Raw genomic sequence first — 25,335 nt, 5'->3', positions numbered from 1 at the left:
AACACCAAAATCTTTTAAGTAATGAGATGGGCAGCAATTGTGATGCTGACAGCTTGTTTACACGTCAGCACAAAAGGATTCTCCCAGGTAATCTCCCTGTCGGTGGAGAAGATGCCTGTCAAAAAAATCATCTTGCAACTACAGGAGCAAACGGGGTATTATTTCCTGTGTGACCTTGATCTGCTGGAGAAAAATGAACCTGTTTCACTTCATGTAAAGAATAGTCCCATAGGCAGCGTATTGAAGCTGTGTTTCCCTGGTAAAGAATTTACCTATACCGTAGTTGATAAAACGATCCTGATCAAAAAGAAAGAAACGGCAGCTCCTCCGGTGAAAGGCGGTACCGGGAATATACATGGCATTGTCAGCGACTCTGCGGGAGCTCCTTTGCCCGGCGTTACGGTCACGGTTAAAGGAAAAAAGTCAGGTGCGGTGACCAACAGCAATGGCGAGTATTCGTTGCCGGAGGTGATTGCGGATGACATCATCCTGTTTACTTTCCTTGGGATGAAGCCGGTAGCGGTGAAGCCAGGAAACAAGGCTGAGTTGAATGTAGTGATGGAGACGACCGTTTTTTCGATGGAGCAGTTTGTTGCGGTTGGCTATGGTATACAGAAAAAGGACGCTATCACCGGTTCTATTTCAACGATGCAGGCAGCGGCTATGAACAGCATACCGGCCTCCAATCTTTCAAATGTTCTTGCCGGCAGGCTATCCGGACTGTATGTGGGTACCGGCACCGGTATGCCCGGAACAGGTTCAAACCTGCGTGTACGGACCTCGGCTTCCTGGAACGCCAGCGGTCCGTTAATTGTTATTGATGGTATTATCAGGGATCAAACCAGCTTCGATGCGCTGGATGCTACTGAAGTTGACCAGATTTCTGTGCTGAAAGATGCGGCAGCTGCCGCTGTATATGGCTCCAGGTCGGCAAACGGAGTTATTCTTGTTACCACGAAAAAAGGCAGTCCATCCAAAATGGCTGTTGAGTTTAACGTTGTGACCGGCCGGCAACAGGTTGGCTCCCTGCCCAAATATATGGATGTTTACCAGGCCCTGAAAACAACACAAGCAGTATCCGGAGGTATTTCCAATGAAGAAATAGACTGGGTGCTGAAAGCTAATCCTGGTGGAATGGCGGAGTATAATGCTGTTTACCAGCATCCTGCTGACCAGAAATACTCTCTCGGCGTTTCAGGAGGGAGTGAGCAATTCACTTATTTCGTTGGAGGTTCCTTTTATAATGAGCAAGGGTTCCTGCCTAAAGTGTGGTATAAAAGATATAACCTGAGAGCAAATATAACAGGAAAGCTGAGCAAGAACCTGACCGTGGGACTTAACCTGGGCCATAATAACGGTACAAGAAACCGTTTTAATTTTATGGATGATAAAAGTGCGGATCTCAATGCGCTCTGGGGTAAACTGCTTTACTGGGATATCTTTTCCATACCGTATATGAACGGAAAACCGGTGAGCCCCGGTTGGCTGGGCAACCTGCCGGAGATGATCAAAAACGGGGGGTATATGCGGAACAGCAACCAGCAGATGGATGCGCTGATGACAGCCGACTATCACCTGCCATTCGTTCGGGGCGTCTCCCTGAAAGTTTCCTACAGCCGTAACCTGAATAACTCCTTTGATAAGAACTTTGCAAAGAAACAGACCATCTACAATTTCAAAAGAACCGGGCCTAATAACCTTATAGTGACGGATGAAATAGTAGGAACCGTGCAAAGCAGTGACCCGGAGATGGAATATATCGGCAATGAATATACGAAGGCCGATGCCTACCAGTTTAACACACAAATCAACTACGACCGGCAATTCGGAAAGCATCATATAGACGCCACTGCAGCTTATGAGCAATATGAATTCCATAGTAATTATTTTTCCTTTTACAGTAATACCTTCCCGCTGCTTACGGTTGACCAGTTTTCTGCTGCAAGTATGAACAACAGCGACTGGCGAACCCGGGGATACGAAAAGCAGGATGCGCGTTTGTCGTACATTGGCCGGCTCAACTATGAGTATGAAGGCAAATACTTCCTGTCGGCCTCCATACGAAGAGACGGCTCCATCAAATTTGCACCGGATCAGCGCTGGGGATGGTTTCCATCCGTATCCGCAGGCTGGCTCATGTCGGAAGACAAGTGGTACAAATTATCCGGAATCGCAAAGGTTATAGACAAGGTAAAACTAAAAGGCGCTTTCGGTATTGTAGGGGATGACGGCATTGGAGGGTGGAAGTGGGTTGATCAATACAACATGGAGGAAGGCACCTATTATCTTGGGGAACAGGGGGCAGCCCAACCCAGGATTAGCTATGGCGGCCTGCCTTCTCTTGCGCTAACATGGGAAAAGTCCAAAATATCCAACCTGGGAATGGAGTTAATGTTCGGCAGCCGGTTTTCATTGGGAGCAGAACTCTGGAATAAGTATACTTACAAGATCCTGGGAATGCGCAGGCTGGTATTGCCCATCGAGTTCGGCAGTCAATTACCTGCCAACAACTATGGCATCGGTGATGCGAAAGGGATAGATATAGAACTGGGATATTACAGCAGCCCTTCAAAGGCGCTTCGTTACAGCCTGAAAGGGACTTTTAGCCAGGCCACTACAAAAACGATCCTGAAAGACCATGCCACTAATGCACAACCTTATGATAACCCGGAAGGCAAAACAGCAGCATATGGTACCGGATACCTGGCAACGGGCATACTGCGCAGTAAAGAAGCCATCAGCAGTCTCCCGGCAGGATATACCATTTTAGGCGCCGTTCCTGAACCGGGTATGATGAACTTCGCAGACCTGAGTGGCCCTGGTGGAGTGCCTGATGGGAAAATAGACGCATACGACAAAACAGTTATCGGGCGGTATATGGGACCCAATAACGCGCCGGTTTCGTTTGGCTTTGCCGGAAACTTTACCTACAAGGGTTTCACACTGGATTTTCTTTTCTCCGGGTTAGCCGGTTTCAAAGTTACCTATGATGATCCCTGGGGCCGTAGTTTTGGGGGAGGTGGCAAAATTCCCCTCTATCATAATGACTCCTGGTCTGAAACTAATACCGGTGGCACCACGCCTAAACTATTCGCATGGGGCGACCCCCGTGCCAAAGGTTATGTGGAGACTTCTACCTTCAATACGTATAACGGGGATTTTGTCCGCCTTAAATATATCAACCTGGGCTATACGCTTCCCCGTGCGCTTTTCAGGCACATTAGCATCGATAGTGTGCAGGTTTTCGCTTCGGCAACCAATCTTTTTTATTGGTCTGAATTTAAGTTTTACGATCCGGAGCTCAGCGCTTTCACCAGTTATCCGATCATGAAAAATTTTACGGCAGGGGTGAATGCCAGGTTCTGAAAATTTTTTTGCAGGAATTACTTCAGCGGGGTATCCAATTTCAGTTGTCAGCAGTCTTATATGTAAATGCAGGAAATACGCTGCAAGCGGAGGTATAGATCTAATTCTTAATAAATGGAGTATTTGTACAAAAATTTAACATCCCCCAAAGATCAATCTTTCAGTATGCATACACAGGTGCTGGAAATAAAGACGTACAATACATCTAAGTGTCATGCTGATTTTAAAATAGCACTGCTGGAGAACTGCGTTGGTAAAAGGTTTATAGGTGATCATATAGGCGCCTTTGAAGGACCTGAGCTGGTATTGCTGGGAAGCTACCTGCCGCACTGCTGGCAATATTACAGGGTACAGGACCCCGAACAGGCGCCCATGTCTTATGCCGTGCATTTTTCCCCGGATTTTCTTGGCAGGGAACTGCTTGAAAAACCGGAAGCAAGAGCATTAAGTGATTTGTTCTGTGATGCGGCAAGGGGTATTGTATTTTCAGGCGATACCATTACGCAGGCCAGGGGTATCCTGCAGCAAATGCAGTACGAAGAGGGATTCGACAGGATGGTCAGGATGATCCAGCTGTTACATGTACTTACACGCGCAAAAAATTATAAGGTGTTATCTTCCCCTTATTTTAACATTGCAGAAACATCCACGGAAGGTCAGAAGATTAACGAGGTATTTAATTATATCTATGAGAATTTCAGGAACGAGATCTCGCTTCAGGAAGTGGCGGCAATTGTACCGCTATCTACCGCCAGCTTTTGCCGTTTTTTCAAGAGAAAGACCAATAAAACGCTTTCAGATGTTATCAAGGAAATCAGGATCAGCCATGCGGCCAAATTATTGCTGGGCGGTATGTGCAACGTATCAGAATCCTGCTACAACAGTGGTTATAACAATCTGTCAAACTTCAATAAACATTTCAAAGAAGTGAAAGGCCTTTCTCCAAGGAATTTTTTAAAGCAATACCAGGAACAGTCAAATACATTCCAGTTTAAAAGAACAGTGGAAAAGCAAACCAATATGGCTTATTTGTGATCTAAAAGCTAGCCTGGTCCATTTGTTTTTTATAATTCCCCGGGGACATTCCCGTAATTTTTTTAAAAATTTTAGAGAAGTAAAAAATATTTTCAAAGCCGGTTTGTGCGGCAATTTCAGAAAAAGTCATCTGCGTTGTTACCATCAGGTATTGTGCCCGCTCGATTCTTTTTTCATGTATGTATTTGACGGGTCTTTCCCCGGTGTGCTGATGGAAAAGGCGTGAAAAATAATCGGTATGGAGATTGGCTCTTTTTGCCAGGTTGGTTACCGATAAATCATGTTGCAGGTTTAATTGAATATAGCTGATAGCGTTTAGGATTTTAACCGGCACCTGGCCCGCATCCTTGTGTTTAAACGTTTCTGCTGTCAGGAAGCGTGAAACCAGCTGGAGCAGGATGCCATGCGTTTCAGTGAAGGTAGACATGCTTTGGCGGTTATTAAGCTCGCGGTATTCATTGTAAAATATATTTTTTTCATATACCCTTGGGTTGTCTGAACGGTTAATACCTCTGCCAGGGTTTATCTCCAGTAAGCGGGCAAAATTGAGGATATCAATTTCAGCAGCTTTTACCCTGAGAATGGACCTGTTTTTCTCGAACAGGGAGATGTTGTCCGATGACTCTTCAAAAAACTGGACGAAGTACTGGCTAAGATAGTGCGGGCATACCAGGTTGCATAAAGTGAAGCTGGGTATAATATACAGAAAGCCGGGCTCAAGTTTGATCCTGGCAGACGAATCCCATATTTCTCCTGCTCCGCCATCAATATAATATATCCTGAAATAAGGGCTGATCACATTTTTATAGTTCCACTTGGAGCCAAGTTTTACATGATCAACGTTCAATAGTGTGAATGTATGTTTTAGTGCTCTTTTAATCATCCTGAACAATTAATTACGGTATCCCTTAAAATCCGTCATGCTGGAAGCTGCTCCCTTTTTCCCGGTTACGGTAACGTCTTCAATATTCCGGTTTTACCATAGCAATAATAAGGAAATAGTCGGTTTTGTATAAAAAAAAGTCCTATTAGGCCAAATGTGGTGCAGCTATTTCGAAGTAAGTTTGTTTTATCAATTATCGGTTGCCTGTAAGGCTCGTCACGAAACCAGTAAAATTAAATTCCATGAAAAGAAGAACGCTGATAAAAGGCCTAGCCACGGGCCTGTCATCTTTATACCTATCTAATCTTTATGCGCGCAACTTGTTGACGACTCAATCCATTCCACGTATGGCACCAGGACCATTTAAACCAACCTGGGATTCATTGGGACAGTACCAGGTACCGGATTGGTTCCGGGACGCAAAATTTGGCATCTGGGCGCACTGGGGGCCTCAATGTCAGCCGGAACATGGCGACTGGTACGCCCGTGGCATGTACGAGGAGGGAAGTGATCATTATAAATATCATCTTCAGAAGTACGGTCACCCATCGAAATTTGGTTTTAAGGATGTGATCAACGAATGGAAAGCAGAGAACTGGCAACCGGAAGAACTGGTAGCCCTCTATAAAAAAGCCGGCGCCAAATATTTTATGGCCATGGCTAATCACCACGATAATTTGGATTTATACGATAGTAAATACCACCGCTGGAATAGTACTAAGCTGGGGCCCAAAAAAGATATTGTTGGTGGCTGGGCAAAAGCAGCCAAAGAGCAGGGACTGCCTTTTGGTGTAACCGTTCATGCCTCCCATGCCTGGACCTGGTATGAGGTGGCCCAGGGCTCGGATAAAAACGGAGCCTATGCGGGCATCCCTTACGACGGTAATCTGACTAAAGCCGAGGGCAGTAATAAATGGTGGAATGGTTATGATCCCCAGGAACTGTATGCGCAGCGCCATGCTTTAAGTAAGAATCATATGTGGACCATCTGGGGCTGGGCAAATGGCGCCAATGTGCCATCCAAAGCTTATTGTGATAGTTTTTTAAACCGGACTATTGATCTCATTGATAAATATGACCCTGAGCTGGTGTATTTTGACGATAATGTGTTGCCGCTTTGGCCGGTAAGCGATGCCGGTTTAAAAATAGCCGCGCATTTGTATAACACCAGTATCAAAAAGCACGGAAAATTACAGGCTGCTTTGTTCGGCAAGATATTGGACGAACAACAACGGAAATGTATGATCTGGGATATTGAGCGCGGACAAAGCAACCAGGTAGAACCGCTCCCCTGGCAAACAGATACCTGTATCGGTGGCTGGCACTACGACCGCCGCCTGTATGATAACAATGGCTATAAAAGCGCTAAAACCGTGATACATACCCTGGCGGATGTGGTAAGTAAAAATGGTAATCTCCTGCTCAACATTCCTGTTCGTGGTGATGGCACTATCGACAGCATAGAACGTAATGTAGTAGAAGAAGTAGCCGCATGGATGCAGATCAACAGCGAGGCTATCTACAGCTCCCGTCCCTGGAAAGTATTTGGAGAAGGGCCTGCCATGGAATCAGTAGCAGCATTAACGGCGCAAGGCTTTAACGAAGGAAAGGGCAAACCATTTGTTGCGGAAGATATCCGTTTTACCGCCAGGGGGAAAACACTTTACGCCATCATGTTGGGATGGCCGGCAAACAGCAGTGCATTAATCAAATCATTAGCTGCAAGTGGCCAGGTGGGAACGGTAAGCCATGTAAGCCTGCTTGGAAGCGACCGGGTTAATTTCGAACAAACATCTGAGGGCCTGAAGGTACAGTTACCTGAGCAACCACCCTGCAAAGAAGCCGTTGTGTTAAAAATTGAAGGCGCAATTGTATAACTACCCGGCCGGTCAGGGTGAAAGCATTGAAGGCCAAATTTAGAATTATATCTTATTTTATCTTTTTTCTCCATTGGTAATAAAGGCGGGCAATCATAATTACCGAAATAATATAACCGGTGAAGAAACAAAACAACACCAATTAGGAGCGCTCATTGCCAACCGGGCGGTAGTGGCTTCCGAAACCGTAGCGCCCGGAGTACGCGTTTTAGCGGAATGGCTGGACACAAAATTTTTTGTTTCGCGTATCAAGCACCAATATACGCTTCAAAAAAATCCCGTTGCCGGCCATTCCGCCAATGCCTGTTTTTTTCATGGCGTTTACCTGTGCATCACTGATTCCTTCCATGTACGTGATGTTATACAAGGGAAGTTTCTGAAATGCTATTTCAATACTATCAGCGGTTGGGATGCTGACGACTTTAAGGGATTTTCCCCAGGATTCAACTTCCCGGTTCGTTGGGGTGGCATTGGGGGATGATAGCCGCATCGCTGTTGTTTTGTCGGTTAATAATTCAAAAGCGCTTGAACCGGTATCGAAATAGGCCAGTCTTTGTTCCTCCCGGATGGAAAAGGGAAGAAGTATCCTGCGTTTTTCATATATAAAAACAGACCACGCTGCACCGGTCTTCTCTATATTGTAGCTGTTAGTAATTAAAATATACTTTTTGGGATAGTTAATACAGGCAATCTTATTATCGATGAGATCCGTTCCCAGTGTACCGATGATTTCAATGGCATTTTTGTTCCGGTTGATGCTGGTGCTGTCGAATTGTTGTACTGTAATTTCTTTCGCCAGTATTGGCATGTTTCCGACATGGAACGGGAACTGCAGTAACTTTTCGGTGGTATCTGAAACCCTGACAGACTCCCCGTATTGGTTGCCAATAGCTTTCAGCTTATTCCTGTACAACAAAGAATAAGGGGAGCCGGTATCGAATTGCATATAAAATACCCGGGGGCAGCCGCTTAGCTTCACGGGTATGAGCATGGCGCTGTACTGGCTATCTTTCGATGTTATCCAGATAAATGGGATCTTATGGTCTTTCTCTTCCGGAAGTACTAATTGATTAACCGGTGTATCCTGGGCCTGACAGGAATAGCCAACATGGAAGATGGAGATGATCAGTATAGCTGCTCTCTTTAACATGAATAATGGGCGCATCTGGTTTTTTTTTAGATGCAACAAAAGTACACCTGTACATGCGCCCCGGAAACGCCATTCTCACGTCATTTGTACGACAAAGATTGATAATCAGTCGATTTGGACTGCGCTTGAATAAGCCTGTTGTTGTACAGGATCAGCCCGGCGTTCAGCACATACATGAATATAAAAGGCCCCAAATAGTGTGCGATATAATGTGCGTTGCCTGTTATGGTTACCTGGATAAAGTTATAAGCAAATGTAAGGAGCAGGAGTAATTGTAAGATGGCCGTCCAATATATCTGTTGTCTTATTATTTTTCTGCCGGAGGCAAGCGCATTGCCGGTTATATTTTTTTGACGCTTTAACAAAAAGAGGGGAACCAGGAAATGTACCCAGGGCACTACGAGATAAGAAAAGCAGGATAAATTGATAATTTGCAGAAAATGGGCCATTTCTTCTGACGGCTGTTCTACATCGACAGTGGGCCGGGTTGCTTCAACGACAGATAATATTTCATATTGCAGTTCCAGGGCCCGGGCGATTGCTTTCAAGGTATAGCTTCTCGGAACGCTTTCACCATATTCAATCCGCTGAATGGTGCGCACCGTTACTTTGGCCAGATCAGCGAGTTCCTCCTGGGTAAACCCTTTTGCTTTTCGGGCCCTCATGATTTGTTCATTCAATTTCATTTCAACAGGATTTGTCCCGCATATTAAGAATTTTATGTGTGATTACGCAGCGGGCATGTCCTATCAATGCACCACTACCATTTTGATGGTGGCGGCCACCTTATTATCGTCTTCGGTGTCGTAGAAGGTAACGATGTAAAGTCCTGCAGGCAGATCAGTTTTAGACACAATGGTATTATTGCCGGTAATCATACGGCTATCCCGTTCTCTGCCGGCTACGTCGTGAATAACCATGCGCAGTTTATGGTGTATGCCGAACGTGGTGACCCTGAAATTGCCATCGTTGGGGTTAGGAGATATGGTGATCAGGATGACCCACGGAACAGGGCGTATGGCGCTGTAGAAGATCTTGCCATCGCGGCCGAATATTTTAAGACGGTAGTATGTCCAGTTGTCGTACATGTCATCGTCCCGGTAGTTATAGTCCAATGGACCGTTACTGGTGCCATTCAGGCTATGAGGGGCGATCCGGGCTACGGTGTAAAAGCTGTCTTCCACTTCGCGGCGGCGTTGCAGCTCATAGTGGTCGAGGTTTACTTCCCTGGTGGTACGCCAGTGGGTGCCTACCCATCGTATTGTTTCGCGGTGCGCTTCAAAAAAGAGCGCCACATCAGATCCTTGCTGGTTGTAGGTAGCTATCGACAGGTAAGTATTACGGGGTGTTCCGTCATGAAAGTCGCGGCGGTTTATATAGGAGTTGCGCAGCGGCGCTCCACTGGTAAGTGTACCCGGATTTACCAGGCCGGAGGGTGGAAGGGTATCCCATCCAACGCCCTCAACATACCGGGTTACATAGCTGCTATCCCTGTAGGGAGTGAAGGCGGTACCTTCATCCTGATCGGTATGTTGTAGCTTTACACTGAGATCATCCCAGGAGCCGGCATCCAGCCCTATATTCCAGGTTTTTAGTACATAGTCTGTTGCATTGGTGCTGCCCGATATCCCGTGCTGATAAACGCTGTCGAATACCCTGGCGTGTAAATCTACCGGGTTGCTGTTGGTATTCCTTACCGCCATGGGTGAGTAGCTGTTGGCGGTGGTGCCTATGGGAAGCGTAACGATGTTGTTGGGTCCACCGATCTGTTCGCGGTAAAGGAAGCCGCCGCCGGGTTGCGTGCCGGTTACTACGAATGCTTTATCGGAGTAGCCGGTGATATCGCCGGGATAGCCATCACCAACTACCAGGTTCCATCCGTTCAGTAATACGTGGCCTGTTTCAAAATTCAGCAGGTGACGTATTTTCAGGTCGGTTAAGTCGTCAAGATAAACGCCGTTGCTGTTGCCTACGCTGAGGTTGGGGAAGCTGGCGCCAGCTTTCGCGCTGGCGCTGTAGCCTCCGTATATATGCTGTGCTCCCGTATTAATTCCTTTTACCTGCAGAAAGCGGAAGTTGCCCCCCATGTATTGCAGGGAGCTGTTGTTATAATCGTTTTCATCCGGTAAGGCGGCATCATTGCTGTTTTCCCATTTGTTACCGTAGAAATTTATGACGCTTCCTTTCAGCGATCCGAACCGGCCATCATTTTTCACATCGCTGAAAATCGCGAGGGTATCATGTGCATGTACGCTGATATTGCCTCCCGCCGGAATATAAACCCCTGTTTGCGCAAAGCACATATTGCTTCCCAGCAGAAGCCATGCAGCCATATGGAATATAAAAATTCGCATCAGGGATTGATAACGGTTACGTCGAACGTTACGGTGCCCAGCTTTTGGTTACCGCCGGCGCCGGCGCCGGTATTGATAAAATTGATGGTAATGGTATTGGCTGCGCTGATAAAGGCATAAGCGATGGCCAGTCCCTGTGGCAGCGCCGTCCGGGGATTCACGATCACAGAAGCATTCAGATTGGCCCCGGTAACGGTCGCTGTCTTTGTTAAACTCACCAGGTTGGTGATGTTGGTGGTTGCATCCGAAAGTGCAAAATTTGATTTGATCATGGCACTTACTACGGTACCGCTGGCGCCCAGTTTGAAATTACCGCCTACATCCAGCTTTGCCGCGGGGAGTGTGTTAGCGATGCCAACATCTCCTGTGGCATCTATCCGCATCGCTTCATTGGTGGTGGCTGTTCCACCGTTAAAGAATATCAGGTTTCTGCCGGATGATCCGTTGCCGATCATCATATCCCTGCCGGTGGCATAGAGGTATGCCGCGTCGGTACCACCTATGATGGTGCTGTTGTTATTGCCGGCAGAGTTGATGCCCATGTCTATAAAGTTATTGGAGCTGTTACCGTTGTTGGAATAGGCTATGAAATCTGTTCTCGCTCCCGGGCCACCGTGGCTGTTCTTGGCACTGATCTGGAGACTGTTGTTCACAAGACCCAGTGCGCGTATCACGTTGGCGGTGGTAGAGGTGGTGGCGTCTACCAGTAATTGTTCGGGGTCGGTGGCACTAAAAGTACTGGACCCAATACCAACGCTGCCGGTACTGGAGATACGCATTCTTTCGGTGTTGGCGGTAATGAACGGCAGATCGAAGCTGTTGATAGTACCCAGGGTTTGCATAGCCGCAACGGTATTACCACCCAGCAGCCAGCTGCCACCGGCAACGGAACCGGATACTGAAATGGTGCCTGTTACAGCATTGTAGGTGACGCCGCTGCCTGCGTTTAGCAACGAACGTACTTTTACGTAGAAATTTGGAATATTGGTGGTATCTATTGTTGATAACTTGTTGTTGAATGTTGTCCAGTCTGTGCTGCTTAAATATCCGTTTGTGGTGCCGGATGCCTGGCTGATGCCTATCACGCCATTGCTGTAAGTGATAGGAGCTGTTCCGGAGAACAGGCTCCTCACTTTCACGCTAAAACTGGCAATATCGGTGGTATCTATTGAAAATAGTGCTTTTCTCCAGATCCCGCCACTGCGCACTCTGAGACTATTATCCCCTTTGTAAAAGAGGATAGTACCATCCTGCGCAGTGGTTAACGGAGCAACAGTGGTATCTGTGATCCTGGTCAGTAGTAATCCCTGTTTGCTACTTTCCAATTCCAGCACTGCCGACTTATTGATGGCAGCAGGGTTACTGCCCAGCTTCAACTGTTGCGCTACTGACACGAGGGGTAGTAACAGCGTTAATGCCGCTGGAAGGAACCGATGAAATATGCTTTTCATAGCAGCTCATTGAATGATGAAGAGAGAAGTCGGAGATAACCGCTACTTCTTTATCACATACCAGTCCGTGCCATCTGTTTGCAGTGTTACAAAGGTCCAGTCGTTATAAATAATATAGTTAGCTGAACCATCTATAGTACCGCCGGTAGTGCTGATAGTAACTTCTTTATCAATTCCTCCGCTGCCGGTTTTTTTGATCGTATAAATACGGCCTGCAATAGTGCCTGGAGCAGGCAGGGTAATGGTGAGTGCGCCGCCTGTAGCATCCGCCAGTATTGTGTTATCACTTGCAGTGACAGCATAGTTGCTGGTTACTTTTGTAAGATTGGTAGCTATTGAACCGTTTACCTGGAAGCTGGAATTGCCTTTGGTACCTTCGGCAACACCCACTGCCAGTGAATCACGAAAGCTTTTGTAGCCGGCAAAGGTTTGACCGCTGAGCAGGTTCACTACGCCCCTTACGGTAGTGGAAGCATCAGGGATGTTAATGACAGTTTGTGTGGCAGAACTGCTGTCGATGTTGATGTCATTCACGGTACCCGGGCTTTTACCGGTAACCAGCGTTTTGAATGCATTGTCATTCAGCAACCTTTTTACCAATGTACCATCTGTTCGCCGCAGCAGCACATTATTACTGTCTGTAGGCGCAGCATTGGCCACGTTGGTTAATACTACATTCCCGTCAATGGTGGCATTCTGTACTACGTGCACATTGTTCTGAAAAGTTTTATTACCGCCAAATGTCTGGTCACCAACTGAAACACCACCGGGATTAGTGGCATCGGCGGCATGCAGGGTAAGTGTACCGTTGTTGACACTTATTCCGTTTACGTCAGGTGTGGTGGAAAACAAGGTATGCAGTATCTGGAATCGTGCGGATGAATCGAATCGCAGCCAGTCATTGTAAGAGAGCAATCCGCGTGAGGTAGTTCCGTTGCCACTCTGGGTGGGGATATTAAATTTATGTACACCCGCGGTGGAATTGATGGTGAAATCCACTCCTGCAGCGCTGTCTACTGCAAATGTTTGTACGGTGTCCCGTAGTCCATTTAAAGATACGATGGCATTGTTGAATGCTGATGGTGCCATGGTACGTTGTAATACCTCGCCGGTAACAGGATCTATCACCAGTACCTGTAACTGGGTGGTACCATCGGGAATTGTGCCTGCGGCCATTTTAATATTTCCACCGGCTGTAACGCGCAATCTTTCGGCATTATTTGTTTTAAATATCAGTGCCTGCTGGTCAGTAGTTCCAAGGAAATTTTTAGTGGAATCAAGACCTGCATTGCCTAATGTACTCCAGCTGCCGTTGTTGGCAACACTGTCGACCGACATTTTCTGCCATAGACCATTCTTCCGGATAAAGAGACTGGAGGAGTCTGTAACATAAATAATCATCCCATCCGGAGCGGTATTTAAGGGAGCGGCGGTAAGGTTAGCGCCTGGTATCCTCGGCAGCAGCAAACCCTGACGGGTGCTTTCCAGTTCCAGGATAGAGGATTTGTTGATCTGGCTGGGATTGGAACCTACTTTTAACTGGGCGAATGCTGTTGTGGAGCTTAGGACGAACAAAATCATCATTAAAATTCTACACTTCATAACTTTGGTTTTGACAGTTGATAGAATGTTGAAAATGCGGGAGAGTGCCTGCCATAAGAAGAATGAGCCCTTTTGCCAAATGACAATGACTCATAAGATCACCATTTTTTTGATCATGCAACCGTGCTGAAATGTTGTGTCATAAGAAGCGGTTAAGATAGGGGTGGTTGCATATCCCAGGGGTTCAATGTGCCCATAGTCAACGCTATGGCATCAACATATTACCGGTTAATAGGTACACAACTCACTGTTAAAAGTGCTTCACAAGGGGATGGTTAATATATTAAACAGAACTGGTGGTTTGAACACTACAACCACTAAGAGAGATTCACATGGGGATGGTTAATATATTCGGTGATGCTGTACAACAATTGCGTATAAACGCAAGATCTTATTAAATTAGGTGTATTTATATATATGTGAAGATAGCACACGTTTTTGATCTGAAAAAATCATTTTGCCTGTTTTTTGGGAGATTAACCAACCGATAACAATTGACCAGGGCATGATGACCAGCGAGACCGGGGAAGCCGGTTTGAACCTTGTTCGCGACAGCTAAGGCGCATTTTATTTTTCCTTACAGGTATCAGCTAGTTCCTTCAGGTCTCTCCATCCATACCCGCCGTGAAAATCGCCGTTTTTTGCAAACAATTTTTCCGCATTCATTCTTTCATAAAAACCGTTCGACGGACTCCTGGCATCACCAAAAAGCAGCATGGAGGTAATGTTCCGTTGTATAAACTCATTGGCGACGCTACAAACTAATTGTCGCCCTAATCCTATTTTTTGATATTGCTGAAGAAGGTATATTTTATTTAATTCTCCTGCATATGCTGCGTGATCGCTATGATGGTAGGGAGCTCCTTTAGCAAACCCAATCAGGCTCCCGTTATTTTCAACTACAAGACAAAACCAGCTGTTATCCGTTTCTTGAAAAGCTTTATGCCACTGCCATTGGCGGGTTTCAACCGTTGGCGCGTTTTTAGCTCCATGTGTTTCGTTGAAGGTAGTCACATGCAGTGCTGCCAGCGCCGGCACATCGGTAGCAGCTGCTCTTCTGATCTTAAAAGAGGTTGTCATTATTTGCATATTTGAATGCTGTTATTGCGGGCATTCGTTGCTGCTTACATGAAGAACTGTTCGGCAATAATTTTACCGTCTTTCACCGTATACACGCAAATCTCCTCCATCGTTTCGCGTTCCCTGCCTTTCATTTTGAGATCCATATTCAGTACAAAAGAAAATGAATTGCCGGCGATTACCGGCGCAGAAACGGTAGTGCCATACCTTGATTCCACCATTGAACTGAACTTCTGATCTTTCTCTTTTAAGGCCGCCCGTCCTTTGGTTTCTTTCTCAAAACCAGGTGTGACGAAGGGTTCAATACTAACAGCATCATCAGCATATAATTCCTCCTGTGCTTTGCTGAATTCATCATGGCGGCAGTATTCGGCCAGGCGGTTTGCGATTTGTTCTACGGTCATAACTATGGGTTTTTACAGGTTAAAAATAAAGTTACAAAATTTTAAAGGCGATAAATGGATTACCCCGCTTTATCTGCCTCTTCGTCAAAAAAATCACTTTTTTCACCAATGGCAGTTCTCAAACATCTCATAATTTCTTCGTGGAAATCAGTTCCTGCCGCATGCAGGGGATCGATGGCCTTCACCAATTGTTCCCGCAATTCAAAAAGCTGTTCCCTGTTATATTTTTTTGAAGCTTTGACCAGCTCCAGTTTCATCAGTTCCTGCTGCTGATCCTGTTTGGGATTGAATATTTCGTTGATGTGGCTGCATTGATGACAAACACCATTTTGATTGATCAATGCGCATCTGTGCTCAAAAATATCCGTCATGGTGTTCCGCGCATCGTTCAACAGGTGCTTTATCACCCCATGTGTTTTTTCGAGAATAAGACCAATTTCTTTGACCTGGAAATCGTAGATGTTTTTTAAGATCAGTGCTACCTGGTTTTCGATGGGGAGGGTTTTTGAGATGCAGGTGAAACAGTAGTCGATATGCTCCCGCATTTCGTAGGCGCCTGCGGGTGAGGTATCGTGTACCATCCAGAAAACCTGTCTTATTTCTTCCGAGGCAATGGCCAGGTCGGCCGCCCGGTCCTGGGCATCTGCCTGCCATCTTTTTGATTTCCGCAGATGATCGTAGGCGAGGTTGGTGGCTATTTTGAATACCCAGGTTTTTAAAGATGACTGCCGCCGGAAGGTCGATATTTTGGTAAATGCTTTGATAAAAGTATCATGAGTCAGGTCATCAACATCGTTTCTGTTGGTCAGCAGCCGGTACAGATAAGATTTCAACTGGTTTTGAAATTCGGCGAACAATGTTTGAAAGGCATTGATATCGCCGGATATGGCTAGTTGGAGGATGTCTTCTCTTTCCATTTTATGCTTTGATAAATAAAAATGAGATGGCAGCCTTCCCTTACGGAAGGCTGCAACTACTAATGTACTATAATACTATAAGATGTTCAGCTTCCCGCAGTCCACGTCCACAACATGACTGTTGAAAGCCGTCCCGGTTTCGGAGGCAAGGAACGCCGCCGTTTCGCCCACCTGTTTCAGGGTAGGATTCGTTTTCAGGATGTCGAAGGCCTTGTATTGCGCCACCAGTTGCGCTGACGGTACGCCATACTGTTGCGCAGCAGATTCGATCCATGCGGAGATCCTCCTGGTTTCCATGATGGCGCCGGGGCTGATACAGATCACCTTTATGCCATTTCCGCCCCATTCCGCTGCCATTGCCCGCGTTAGCCCTTCCACAGCAGCGCTGGCGGCCGTGATACCCGCTACGTTGGAAAGCTTTGACCTGGACAGGGCTGCAGATAGCAGCAGGATTGTCCCTTCGGATTGGGTTTGTATCATGTATTTCGCTGCTACTCTCGCCGTGAGGAATTGTGACCCGCAGATCTTTTCCATGGGGGCCATAAACTGTTTGAAAGTAGCATCAATGGCGGCAGGTCGGCCGCCCATTTCATTGTAGTTAGCCCCGATGCCGTTGAATACAACATCCAGTTTCCCGTTGTCCGCAACGACCTGTTTTAAAAAACCGTCGATTTCCGTTTCATTCAAGGCATCCACCCTGGCAGCTTCTGCGTTTCCGCCGGCGGCCCTGATTTCCCGGGCCAACCCGTTTACTGCATCCCCGTTCCGGGCGGTGACATACACCTTTGCGCCGTGTTGGGAAAATGACCGGGCAATTGCACCTGCAATATCGCCGGATGCCGCAAATACCACTACTACTTTGTTTTTTAAGTGTTGCATGTTGTTTGGATTTGTCTATTGACGATCGGGATATGCGAAACGGTCGGAATTCTTTCAATTAATTTTTAAGCTACCTGGTGTAGTGGTTGTGTTATATGTGTATAATAAAAATATGTTATGGCCATTGATGACTTTTCTAAAACTTCCCTAGATTGTGAAAGAATTTATATTATACATTTTTTGTCTTCCAACATACCATATAACGAAAGCGAATTAATTTCCAGAATAACTGAGGGCGACGAACAGGCATTTACTATTATTTTCAACCATTATTACCCCCTGCTTTTTACCTATATCAATCGAATCGTTCAGTCAGCGCCGGAAACAGAAAGCATCTTACAGGATATCTTCCTGAAGATCTGGCAAAGCCGTGAGGCGTTACAATATGTAGATCAATTCAGGCCTTATTTATGGGTCATGTCCCGTCATCATGCTTTGAATACCATGCGGAATCTTGCCAGGCGTATGGTTATACTGGATGACCTCTCGAAGCAGGCGCCTGTAATGGACCCATCAGGTGATAACAGGGAATGGCAACTTTCATTGATAGATCAGGCCATCAACCAACTTCCGGAGCATTGCAGGAAGGTATGGATGATGAACCGGATCGACAAAATGAAACAGGCAGAGATAGCCGCTACATTAGGTATTGCGTTACCTACTGTAAAGAAGTATATGCAGCAGGCAGTTGGGCTGATTGCACAATACGTTAAAGAACGTTCCTCCCTGGGGCTGGCACTGATGCTGGTACTTTCCCAATTTTTTGAAAAAAAATAGCGGAAGCCATATACTTTTTAAAAACCCAGGTGTCATTTATAAGTAGGGCTAAATTATTTTCAGATGAATGACCGGCTGAACGACCTGTTGATACGATTTTTCGCGGATGCTGTTACTGCAGAAGAACAGCAGGAGTTAATGCAAATGATACTGGAGACGGATAACTCCCGGCTGGAACCACATCTTCGTCAATGTTGGGAAGCAATGAAGGATGATAACGTCGAGGCTCCTGATGGATCACATGTGCTTACCGCTATCCTGGCTCATCCGGCGCAGGTTAAACCTATACGCAGGGGCTGGTACCGGGCCGCGGCAGCGATCATATTTGTACTGGTCACCGCCGGCGGATTCTTCCTGTACCACCAGCGCATTACGCCTGTTAAAACGGTTGCGGCAACGATTCCGCCCGGGTACCGGCATGCTATCCTGGTGTTAGATGATGGTTCGGTTGTTCAACTTGACAGCAGCGGCAACAAAATATTAAAACAGGAGGGGAGTATCGTTCAGCAACAGGGGGCAGAATTGAAGTATGACCATTCAGGGAATAGTACCAAAGTAGCTTATAATACCCTTTCTACGCCGTCTGGCGGCCAGTTTAAGGTCACTTTGCCCGACGGGACTATGGTATGGCTCAATGCAGGAAGTTCAATCCGGTATCCAACCGTTTTTCAGGGCAACGAACGCCGGGTAGAGATGAAGGGGGAAGCTTATTTTGATGTTGCCCGAAACGCAGCGATGCCCTTCCGGATCTCCGTAAATAACCAGTCGGAAGTGTCGGTATTAGGAACGGACTTCAATATAAATGCTTACCAGGATGACGGGCTTATCAAAACTACCCTGCTCAGTGGAGCGGTAGCAGTATCGGGAATACCCGGTAAACCTGTTATCATTAAACCTGGTGAACAGGCACAACAGCCTGCACAAAGCGGATCAACCAATATCGCCGTAATTAATAATGTAAATATCGACCAGGTAAATGCATGGAGGAATGGGCTATTCAATTTTGAACATGCCGATCTTAAATCGGTAATGAATGAAATCAGCCGCTGGTATGGCGTCAGCATACGCTATGAAGGCGAGTTGCCGGCCCGCACATTTGGCGGAAAAATTACCAGGAACCTGCAACTGGAACAAGTGCTTGAAATATTACAGGATGTAAATGTCCGGTTCAGAATGGAAGGGAAAACAATTGTGGTATTCAATTAGCCAACAGTAAATTTCATTATCAATCACCACCAACAATTAAAAACCAGGCAGCCAGCGTGCGTCAACACCCGCTTATAGCTGTATTTTTAATTGTCTTTATGACATTTTTTATATACCAAACCAACCAAAATTATGGAAAAAAAGATCAGGCGCTCATGGCCGCGTGGGGCTGCGTGTTATTTTCTCTGTCCAATATTTCGTATCATGAAATTAGCGATGGCATTAATTTTTGTTTTCACTTTTCAGCTGGGGGCCACCGCAGTGGCGCAGGGAAAAGTCTCCATTTCCGTTAAAGAGGAGCAGCTCTCAAAAGTATTGTCGTTGACAGAAAAACAAACGGGCTATGTTTTTTTCTTTGATGAGAAGTTGTTGTCATCCGCCAGGCCCGTTACCATTACTGTAAAGGATTTACCGTTGCAGAAATTTTTGGATCTGCTCTTCCAGGATCAGCCTTTGCGCTATAACATCCGGAATACCACTATCACCATATCCCCGAAAGTACCTTCCGCAGCTCCTTCCGCCAGGCAGGTGAATGCATCGGAAATTGAAAATTCGCTGGTGGTGATAAAGGGTTTGATCACAGATACTGATGGTAACCCTGTTCCGGGTGTAACGGTCCGGTTGAAACCATTGGCAACCGGTGGTGTAACCGGTGATGATGGAATTTTTGTGTTGCTGAATATTCCGGCAGGTACTTATTCTGTGGAGGTTTCCTGTGTAGGATACGTTACTATTATTAAAAAACTAGTAGTGACGAATACCCCACAGGAGCTGACTTTCACGCTTCAGCGAAATATCATTGAGCAAAAGGAAGTAGTGGTTTCCACCGGTTATTCGGTCAAAAAACCGGGAGAAATTACCGGTTCCTTCCAGAAAATATCCGGGGATGAGATCAGGAACGGAATTACGTCTTCTGACCCGGTGGCATTGCTGAAGGGCAGGGCGGCAGGTCTTTATATATCGGACCAGAACGGGGCAGATCCTACCAGTAAAGGCGGACAGATATTTATGAGAGGGCAGAGCAGTGTGGCAGGTGTTGGTCTGGACCCCTACAATGAATTTGTGATTCCCGCGCAGAACTACGGGCCACTCATTGTACTGGATGGTGTTATTATGCCCAATCAGAATTTAAAGGAGCTGGTCACTCCCCAGGAAATACAGGACATCACGGTACTGAAAGATGCGGCGGCCACCGCCATATATGGATCAAGAGCTGCTGCCGGCGTATTGGTGGTAACTACCAAAAGAGGTGGCGGAACGAAACCCCGTATTTCGGCGGAAGTAAAATACGGCATCAACAGCCCGAATCGTGGCGCTATGAAGTTCCTGGACGCCGCAGGGCTGTACGACCTGCAGAAACGTTTCTATACAGAAGATTATTCCATCAACAAAGCTTCACTTGCTCCGGCGTTTCCCACGCTGAATGATTACCTGAATTACAGACTGCCAACACAGGACCAGGTTAATAACGGTTACGACTGGACGAAATACGCTTTTGTAACGAGTAATACCACGGAAGTAAACGTGGCTGCCAGCGGAGGAAATGACAGAACGCGTTATTATGCGGGGGCGTCTTATTATAATGAACAATCAACCGGCGTAAACAATGGTCTTATCCGAAAGACTTTTCGCCTTAACCTGGAGAGTAAACTGACCGACAGGTTGACGGCTACCTTATCTATCAATGGCATTCTTAATGACGGCCGGACGGACCAGGCAGGAGGTATCGTGGGCATTCAGCAATTAATTCCCTGGGCTAATCCCTACAACGCAGACGGTTCCATCGCACAGGCGCTAAAGTTCAAAATGGCTGGCGCCGATCAGGTGACCGACAACCCGTTATTCAATCGTCAGTTTAATTACAATAAACAGCAGGGACAATTATTCTTTGGTTCTGCTAAACTGGCATACAGGATTAATGACTGGCTGTCCATTTCGTCGACAAATTCAGGTAACCTGAATTATAATAAGAATACACAATACATTGATGTAAGGACTTTTTATGGTGGGAGTTCAATCTTCGCACCGCAGGGCTACCTGGGAACTACTACGGCGAATTTGTCGTCCTTCCTGACTTCCAACCAGCTGAATTTCAACAAAACAGTAAACGCACATACCTTCCGTGCCTTGGCTGCTATGGAATTCGGGCAAACTACGATGGAGGATATGCTGGTGAATGTTAATCATGTTCGTGCAGGCTATCCCGTTATTTCCCTGGCCAGGCAGGTGGGAGGCGCTGCTGACCTTAGCATTTTTGGCATTCCCAGTACGAAAGCCGGCAACATTGAAGGAGGTAAAGATGTGAAGGCAGTTTATTCTGCATTCGGTGAGGCGGCCTATACCTATCTCGACAGGCTTAGTTTCAGTGGTTCTATACGTACGGATGCTTCCAGCAGTTTTGGCCGGGATAATCGCTATGGTACTTTTTATTCGCTTGGTGCCGCCTGGGTGATGAGTGAGGAGAAATTCCTGCGGCAAATCAAATGGATCGATAACCTGAAGGTACGCGCCAACTATGGTACCAGCGGCTCCCAGCTGGGAGATAATTTCCTGACCAGGACATTATATAATCCATCGATCGTTTACAGCGGGCAAGGGGGAGCCACTATTTCAGTATTGGGTAATCCTGTGCTGAAATGGGAGATCACCAAAACGTTCAGCGCAGGTATAGATGTACAACTGTTCAAGCGCCTCACTGCCACAGTTGATGTGTACAACCGGAAATCCCAGGATTTATTGCAGAAAGTACAACTGCCTGGTATCACCGGTTTTCCTACTCAGTGGCAAAACGCTGCAGCAGTAGAGAACCGGGGAGTAGAAGTAGTATTGAATACCCGGAATATGGAGAGAAAGAATTTCACGTGGAGTACTTCTTTCAATTTTAGCTTCAACAAAAATCAAATCACCAGTGTTGCAAATGATTCGCTGAAACAAGGATATTATGCGCAGAATAATTATTTCCTGTACAAAGGGGATGATATAAACGCGCTGAAAGCGGTGAAATATGCCGGTGTAGATCCTCAGACCGGCAAGCCCAGGTTCGAGAAATTGCTTTTCGACGAGAAAGGAAATCGGGTAGGAGTGGAATATGTGAATACAGTGGCGGAAGTAGATGCTGCTTCTGATAACAGGCAGCTGCAGACGATCGGATCCTTTCAGCCCAGGTTTTATGGAGGTTTGACGAATACCTTTACCTACAAGAGATTTTCGCTCAGTGTATTGATCACCTATGCGTTTAAATATATCGTAGTCGATAATAGCGCAGCCGCTATGCAAACAGCGAATATAGGACGTTCCAACCAGGTGGCATACAGGAAAAGCCAGATTCCCTGGACTACGCCGGGACAAACCAATGCAACAGAACCGGCCCTCTACTACCAGGCCACAGCGGATTATTTCGGCTCCAGCCGGTATATGCGGGATGCCAGTAATGTGGCCTTACGCAATGTTCGCTTTAGTTATGACCTGCCGGAGAAATTGCTAAGTCGTATGAGATTGTCCAATCTCACTGCTTATATAAGCGGCGACAACCTGTATACGGTTTATAACAAATTTCTTGTCGCGTCCAGCCCGGAAGGCCCATCGGTGGGTAATGCACAGGATTTCGGCAATGCGGCTGGTCCGCTCAGTATTCCACGCCGGTATATATTCGGAATACAGGCAACTTTTTGATCAAGCAAAATTTACATGATGAGAAACTACGCCATACTACTTTTGGGCTTGTTCATTGCAACAGGTTGCAATAAAAAGATAGATGAAATCAGTCCGCTGACTAAAATTGATAAGGACGGAGAATTGGCCTCTGCGGCAGGGATAGTGGAGGCAACTGTTGGCAATTATTCGATGTTGCGCGACAACTCAACAGCCTCCTATGATGAGCCGGTATTGAATCTTTCTGAAACCCGCGGTAATAACGTTACGTTGCGAACGTTCGGGCAAATCGGGAAAATAACCGATGCGTTCTTTTACAGAAATAGCAATGGTCCGGAGTTAGGGTTCAGTAATGATTTTTATCGGGGCTCCTACCAGTTGATAGTCGGTGTAAATACAGTCCTCGAAGGAATTGAGGATTTTGAGAAAGTTTATTTTCCATCTGCCTCTGATGATGATAAAAATGCGGTCATCTATGCTAAAGGAGAAAACCATTTTCTCAGGGCACTTGCATACTTCAACCTGGTGAGGTTATATGGAAAGCCCTATTACCTGGGTGCTGCTGCCAATAAAGGCGTGCCGATAAAAAAGACCAGCAGTTTGACAGATGTGCCAGCCCCTGCGACTGTGCAGGAGGTATATAATTTCATCATCACGGAAGCCAAACTCTCCGCTCAATTGATGAAAGTGCCGGTGGTAAAAGCCAATAGCTTTGCCAGCAAAGAAGCTGCCTGGGCATTATTGTCGCGCGTATACCTGTATATGGGAGGGAGTGCAGCCGGTCCTGATGCTTCTTTTAACCAGGCTGCCATCACTTATGCAGATAGTGCATTGAATCAGAATGACGGAAAATTTGCGCTCCTGCAGGGAGAGGACTATAGGAAGCTGTTTGCGGATGATGCAGATGGAAGCATTGGCAGAGCCAACTTTGCATCCAATAAAGAGATCATATTTGCCTTTGACAACAGCACTGGTACCACGCGTATTGGAATAATGTTCAATTATGATCCGAACGTTGGGCAGGGCGGATTCTTTATGCCTTCGTCTGATCTGCTTCAGCTGTATACTCCGCAGGACATCAGGTATTCTTTTTTTAAGCTGAATTCCGCTACCGGTTACCGGGAAACAACAAAATTGCTGGTGCTTTTTACCCAACTTTTTACGCATGCGCCCAATATCTATTTCCGCACCGGGGAATTATTCCTCAATGAAGCAGAGGCCTATGCGAAGCTGGGTAACTACGGCCAGGCAAGGTTGAAGCTGACTGTTATTCATACCCGTGCCGGTTTGCCGGCATCAGATATAGCCGGTATACCCGACAATCAACTGCTGACAGCCATTCTCAAGGAAAGGCGTATGGAGCTGGCATTTGAAGGCCATGCCGGATATGACTACTTCCGGAATGGGTTGCCCATGATAAGGAAGGCCGCTGACAACAACGGAAAAGAATTAATCGTTCAACCGACCGATCCGGCGGCGGTGTTGACGTTACCCAATTTTTAAATAAAAGTTCACCATAAAAATCAAAAACCAACACAAATGATTCACCGCACTAAAATTATGAGAACGCTGAGCATCGTTTTGTTTTCCCTTGGTTGTTTTGGCATGTCTGCTATTGCACAGCAACAGCCCCAGCTTACAGTAGGGGACAAAGCGCCCGAGCTGCAATATGGTAAATGGCTGAAAGGCACACCTATTAAGGAGTATGAGAAGGGGCGCCTGTACCTGTTTGAGTTCTGGGCAACCTGGTGTGGCCCGTGTATTGCTTCTATGCCACATCTGTCGGAATTTGCAAGAGAACGGAAACACCAGGCAACGGTGATCGCCGTTGACATCTGGGAAGGAAATCACGGCGGTAAACCTTATGAAAGCTACTGGCCGAAAGTGGAACGTTTTGTAGGACAGATGGGCAATAAAATGGATTTCAATGTAGTGACCGACAGCAAGGATGAGTTTATGGGAAATAACTGGATGAAGGCTGCCGGGCAGGATGGCATCCCCTGTACGATCATGGTGAAGGATGGAATTATCCTTTGGATGGGGCATCCTATTGAACTGGATTCTATTGTTAATATTGTATTGGCCGGGAAGTATGACATGGAAACAGCCAAAAGAGAAAAAGCAGAAAAGGACAGGCAGAATGACTCTGCAATGGCGCCGTTTACAAATGTTTTTAAGCGCTATGAGGCACTTTCCGGGGATAAACAATACGACAAAGCAATGGCATTGCTGGATTCCGCCATGGCAAACATGCCAGCATTTGCAGGCACGCTCGGGTTCTTTAAATTCAACCTGATGATTGATAACCTCAATGAAGACAGCGCGATGGTGTTTGTAAGGGAATGGCAAAAAACCAAACCCGGGTACACCGGCTCTACAGCTGCTGTAATAGTCAGGAAGAAAGGTTTAAAGAAGAGTACCTACCAATATGGGTTAGCGCTGTTAAATGAGCAGCTCAAAAATCCACAGATGCCGGCAAACCTTGCCTATGCTGAAATGGCTTCCGCATATGCGAACATGGGCGACTATAAGCAGGCGGTTGAAAAGCAGGGGAAAGCATTAGCTGCAGGTAAACAATATTTGAAAGAAGGGAAGTTTGCCGGGTTTATTATAAAGGATACCATAACAGAATTAGAAAAGCAACTTGCCGAGTATAAAAAGAAGTTGAAATAATAGTATGATTGGCGAGATGCCCGGTTTGTG

The 25,335-nt window shown here is 46.3% G+C and carries 18 protein-coding genes; 8 read left to right on the top strand and 10 right to left on the bottom strand.

The window, feature by feature from the left end; genetic code table 11:
* Positions 1 to 21 precede the first annotated feature (21 nt).
* Together KE626_RS24480 and KE626_RS24475 are read left to right on the top strand one after the other, a co-directional pair.
* On the top strand, positions 22 to 3,366 hold the full coding sequence (locus KE626_RS24480) for a SusC/RagA family TonB-linked outer membrane protein (RefSeq protein WP_211975647.1): 3,345 nt from the start codon (positions 22 to 24) through the stop codon (positions 3,364 to 3,366).
* 165 nt (positions 3,367 to 3,531) lie between these two features.
* On the top strand, positions 3,532 to 4,401 hold the full coding sequence (locus KE626_RS24475) for an AraC family transcriptional regulator (RefSeq protein ID WP_211975646.1): 870 nt from the start codon (positions 3,532 to 3,534) through the stop codon (positions 4,399 to 4,401).
* A 1-nt stretch (position 4,402) separates the two neighbouring features.
* On the opposite strand, the gene KE626_RS24470 is transcribed toward KE626_RS24475, so the two are convergent.
* Entirely contained in the window at positions 4,403 to 5,284 is an 882-nt protein-coding gene (locus KE626_RS24470; protein WP_211975645.1) for a helix-turn-helix domain-containing protein, read from the bottom strand.
* A gap of 242 nt (positions 5,285 to 5,526) precedes the next feature.
* On the opposite strand from KE626_RS24470, the gene KE626_RS24465 reads away from it, so the two are divergent.
* Complete coding sequence (locus KE626_RS24465; protein WP_211975644.1) at positions 5,527 to 7,161, top strand: alpha-L-fucosidase; 1,635 nt, start codon at positions 5,527 to 5,529, stop codon at positions 7,159 to 7,161.
* Between the two features lie 208 nt (positions 7,162 to 7,369).
* On the opposite strand, the gene KE626_RS24460 is transcribed toward KE626_RS24465, so the two are convergent.
* The 9 genes from KE626_RS24460 to KE626_RS24420 all read right to left on the bottom strand — a co-directional run bounded on the left by KE626_RS24460 (position 7,370) and on the right by KE626_RS24420 (position 16,998).
* Positions 7,370 to 8,326: a hypothetical protein gene (locus KE626_RS24460; protein WP_211975643.1), complete on the bottom strand. Its 957-nt coding sequence runs from the start codon at positions 8,324 to 8,326 to the stop codon at positions 7,370 to 7,372.
* Between the two features lie 65 nt (positions 8,327 to 8,391).
* The gene (locus tag KE626_RS24455; protein ID WP_211975642.1) at positions 8,392 to 8,997 is read right to left on the bottom strand and encodes a helix-turn-helix domain-containing protein; all 606 of its coding nucleotides are present in this window, start codon (positions 8,995 to 8,997) and stop codon (positions 8,392 to 8,394) included.
* A 63-nt stretch (positions 8,998 to 9,060) separates the two neighbouring features.
* Positions 9,061 to 10,644, bottom strand: a complete 1,584-nt coding sequence (locus KE626_RS24450) for a T9SS type A sorting domain-containing protein (RefSeq protein WP_211975641.1) — start codon at positions 10,642 to 10,644, stop codon at positions 9,061 to 9,063.
* A 20-nt stretch (positions 10,645 to 10,664) separates the two neighbouring features.
* The gene (locus KE626_RS24445; RefSeq protein ID WP_211975640.1) at positions 10,665 to 12,116 is read right to left on the bottom strand and encodes a hypothetical protein; all 1,452 of its coding nucleotides are present in this window, start codon (positions 12,114 to 12,116) and stop codon (positions 10,665 to 10,667) included.
* Between the two features lie 42 nt (positions 12,117 to 12,158).
* On the bottom strand, positions 12,159 to 13,718 hold the full coding sequence (locus KE626_RS24440; RefSeq protein ID WP_211975639.1) for a hypothetical protein: 1,560 nt from the start codon (positions 13,716 to 13,718) through the stop codon (positions 12,159 to 12,161).
* A 567-nt stretch (positions 13,719 to 14,285) separates the two neighbouring features.
* Positions 14,286 to 14,798, bottom strand: a complete 513-nt coding sequence (locus KE626_RS24435; RefSeq protein ID WP_211975638.1) for a GNAT family N-acetyltransferase — start codon at positions 14,796 to 14,798, stop codon at positions 14,286 to 14,288.
* Between the two features lie 44 nt (positions 14,799 to 14,842).
* Entirely contained in the window at positions 14,843 to 15,202 is a 360-nt protein-coding gene (locus tag KE626_RS24430; RefSeq protein WP_211975637.1) for a SnoaL-like domain-containing protein, read from the bottom strand.
* A 59-nt stretch (positions 15,203 to 15,261) separates the two neighbouring features.
* A complete protein-coding gene (locus KE626_RS24425) occupies positions 15,262 to 16,119 on the bottom strand; it encodes an RNA polymerase sigma factor (protein ID WP_211975636.1) in 858 nt (285 codons plus the stop codon).
* A 75-nt stretch (positions 16,120 to 16,194) separates the two neighbouring features.
* Positions 16,195 to 16,998 carry an SDR family NAD(P)-dependent oxidoreductase gene (locus KE626_RS24420; RefSeq protein ID WP_211975635.1) on the bottom strand — a complete coding sequence of 268 codons (804 nt, stop codon included), beginning with the start codon at positions 16,996 to 16,998 and terminating at the stop codon, positions 16,195 to 16,197.
* Positions 16,999 to 17,178: 180 nt separating this feature from the next.
* Between KE626_RS24420 and KE626_RS24415 the strand changes: the two genes are divergently transcribed.
* The 5 genes from KE626_RS24415 to KE626_RS24395 all read left to right on the top strand — a co-directional run bounded on the left by KE626_RS24415 (position 17,179) and on the right by KE626_RS24395 (position 25,305).
* Complete coding sequence (locus KE626_RS24415) at positions 17,179 to 17,775, top strand: RNA polymerase sigma factor (protein ID WP_211975634.1); 597 nt, start codon at positions 17,179 to 17,181, stop codon at positions 17,773 to 17,775.
* A gap of 63 nt (positions 17,776 to 17,838) precedes the next feature.
* Complete coding sequence (locus KE626_RS24410) at positions 17,839 to 18,981, top strand: FecR family protein (protein ID WP_211975633.1); 1,143 nt, start codon at positions 17,839 to 17,841, stop codon at positions 18,979 to 18,981.
* A gap of 204 nt (positions 18,982 to 19,185) precedes the next feature.
* The gene (locus KE626_RS24405) at positions 19,186 to 22,653 is read left to right on the top strand and encodes a SusC/RagA family TonB-linked outer membrane protein (RefSeq protein WP_211975632.1); all 3,468 of its coding nucleotides are present in this window, start codon (positions 19,186 to 19,188) and stop codon (positions 22,651 to 22,653) included.
* 15 nt (positions 22,654 to 22,668) lie between these two features.
* On the top strand, positions 22,669 to 24,135 hold the full coding sequence (locus KE626_RS24400) for a RagB/SusD family nutrient uptake outer membrane protein (RefSeq protein ID WP_211975631.1): 1,467 nt from the start codon (positions 22,669 to 22,671) through the stop codon (positions 24,133 to 24,135).
* Between the two features lie 36 nt (positions 24,136 to 24,171).
* Positions 24,172 to 25,305, top strand: coding sequence for a TlpA family protein disulfide reductase (locus tag KE626_RS24395; RefSeq protein ID WP_211975630.1), 1,134 nt, complete (start codon positions 24,172 to 24,174; stop codon positions 25,303 to 25,305).
* Positions 25,306 to 25,335 lie beyond the last annotated feature (30 nt).

Source organism: Chitinophaga hostae, from assembly GCF_018224885.1.
Lineage (GTDB): Bacteria > Bacteroidota > Bacteroidia > Chitinophagales > Chitinophagaceae > Chitinophaga > Chitinophaga hostae.
The sequence above is the reverse complement of the archived record's forward strand: the minus strand, read 5'-3'. Positions and strand labels throughout refer to the sequence as shown.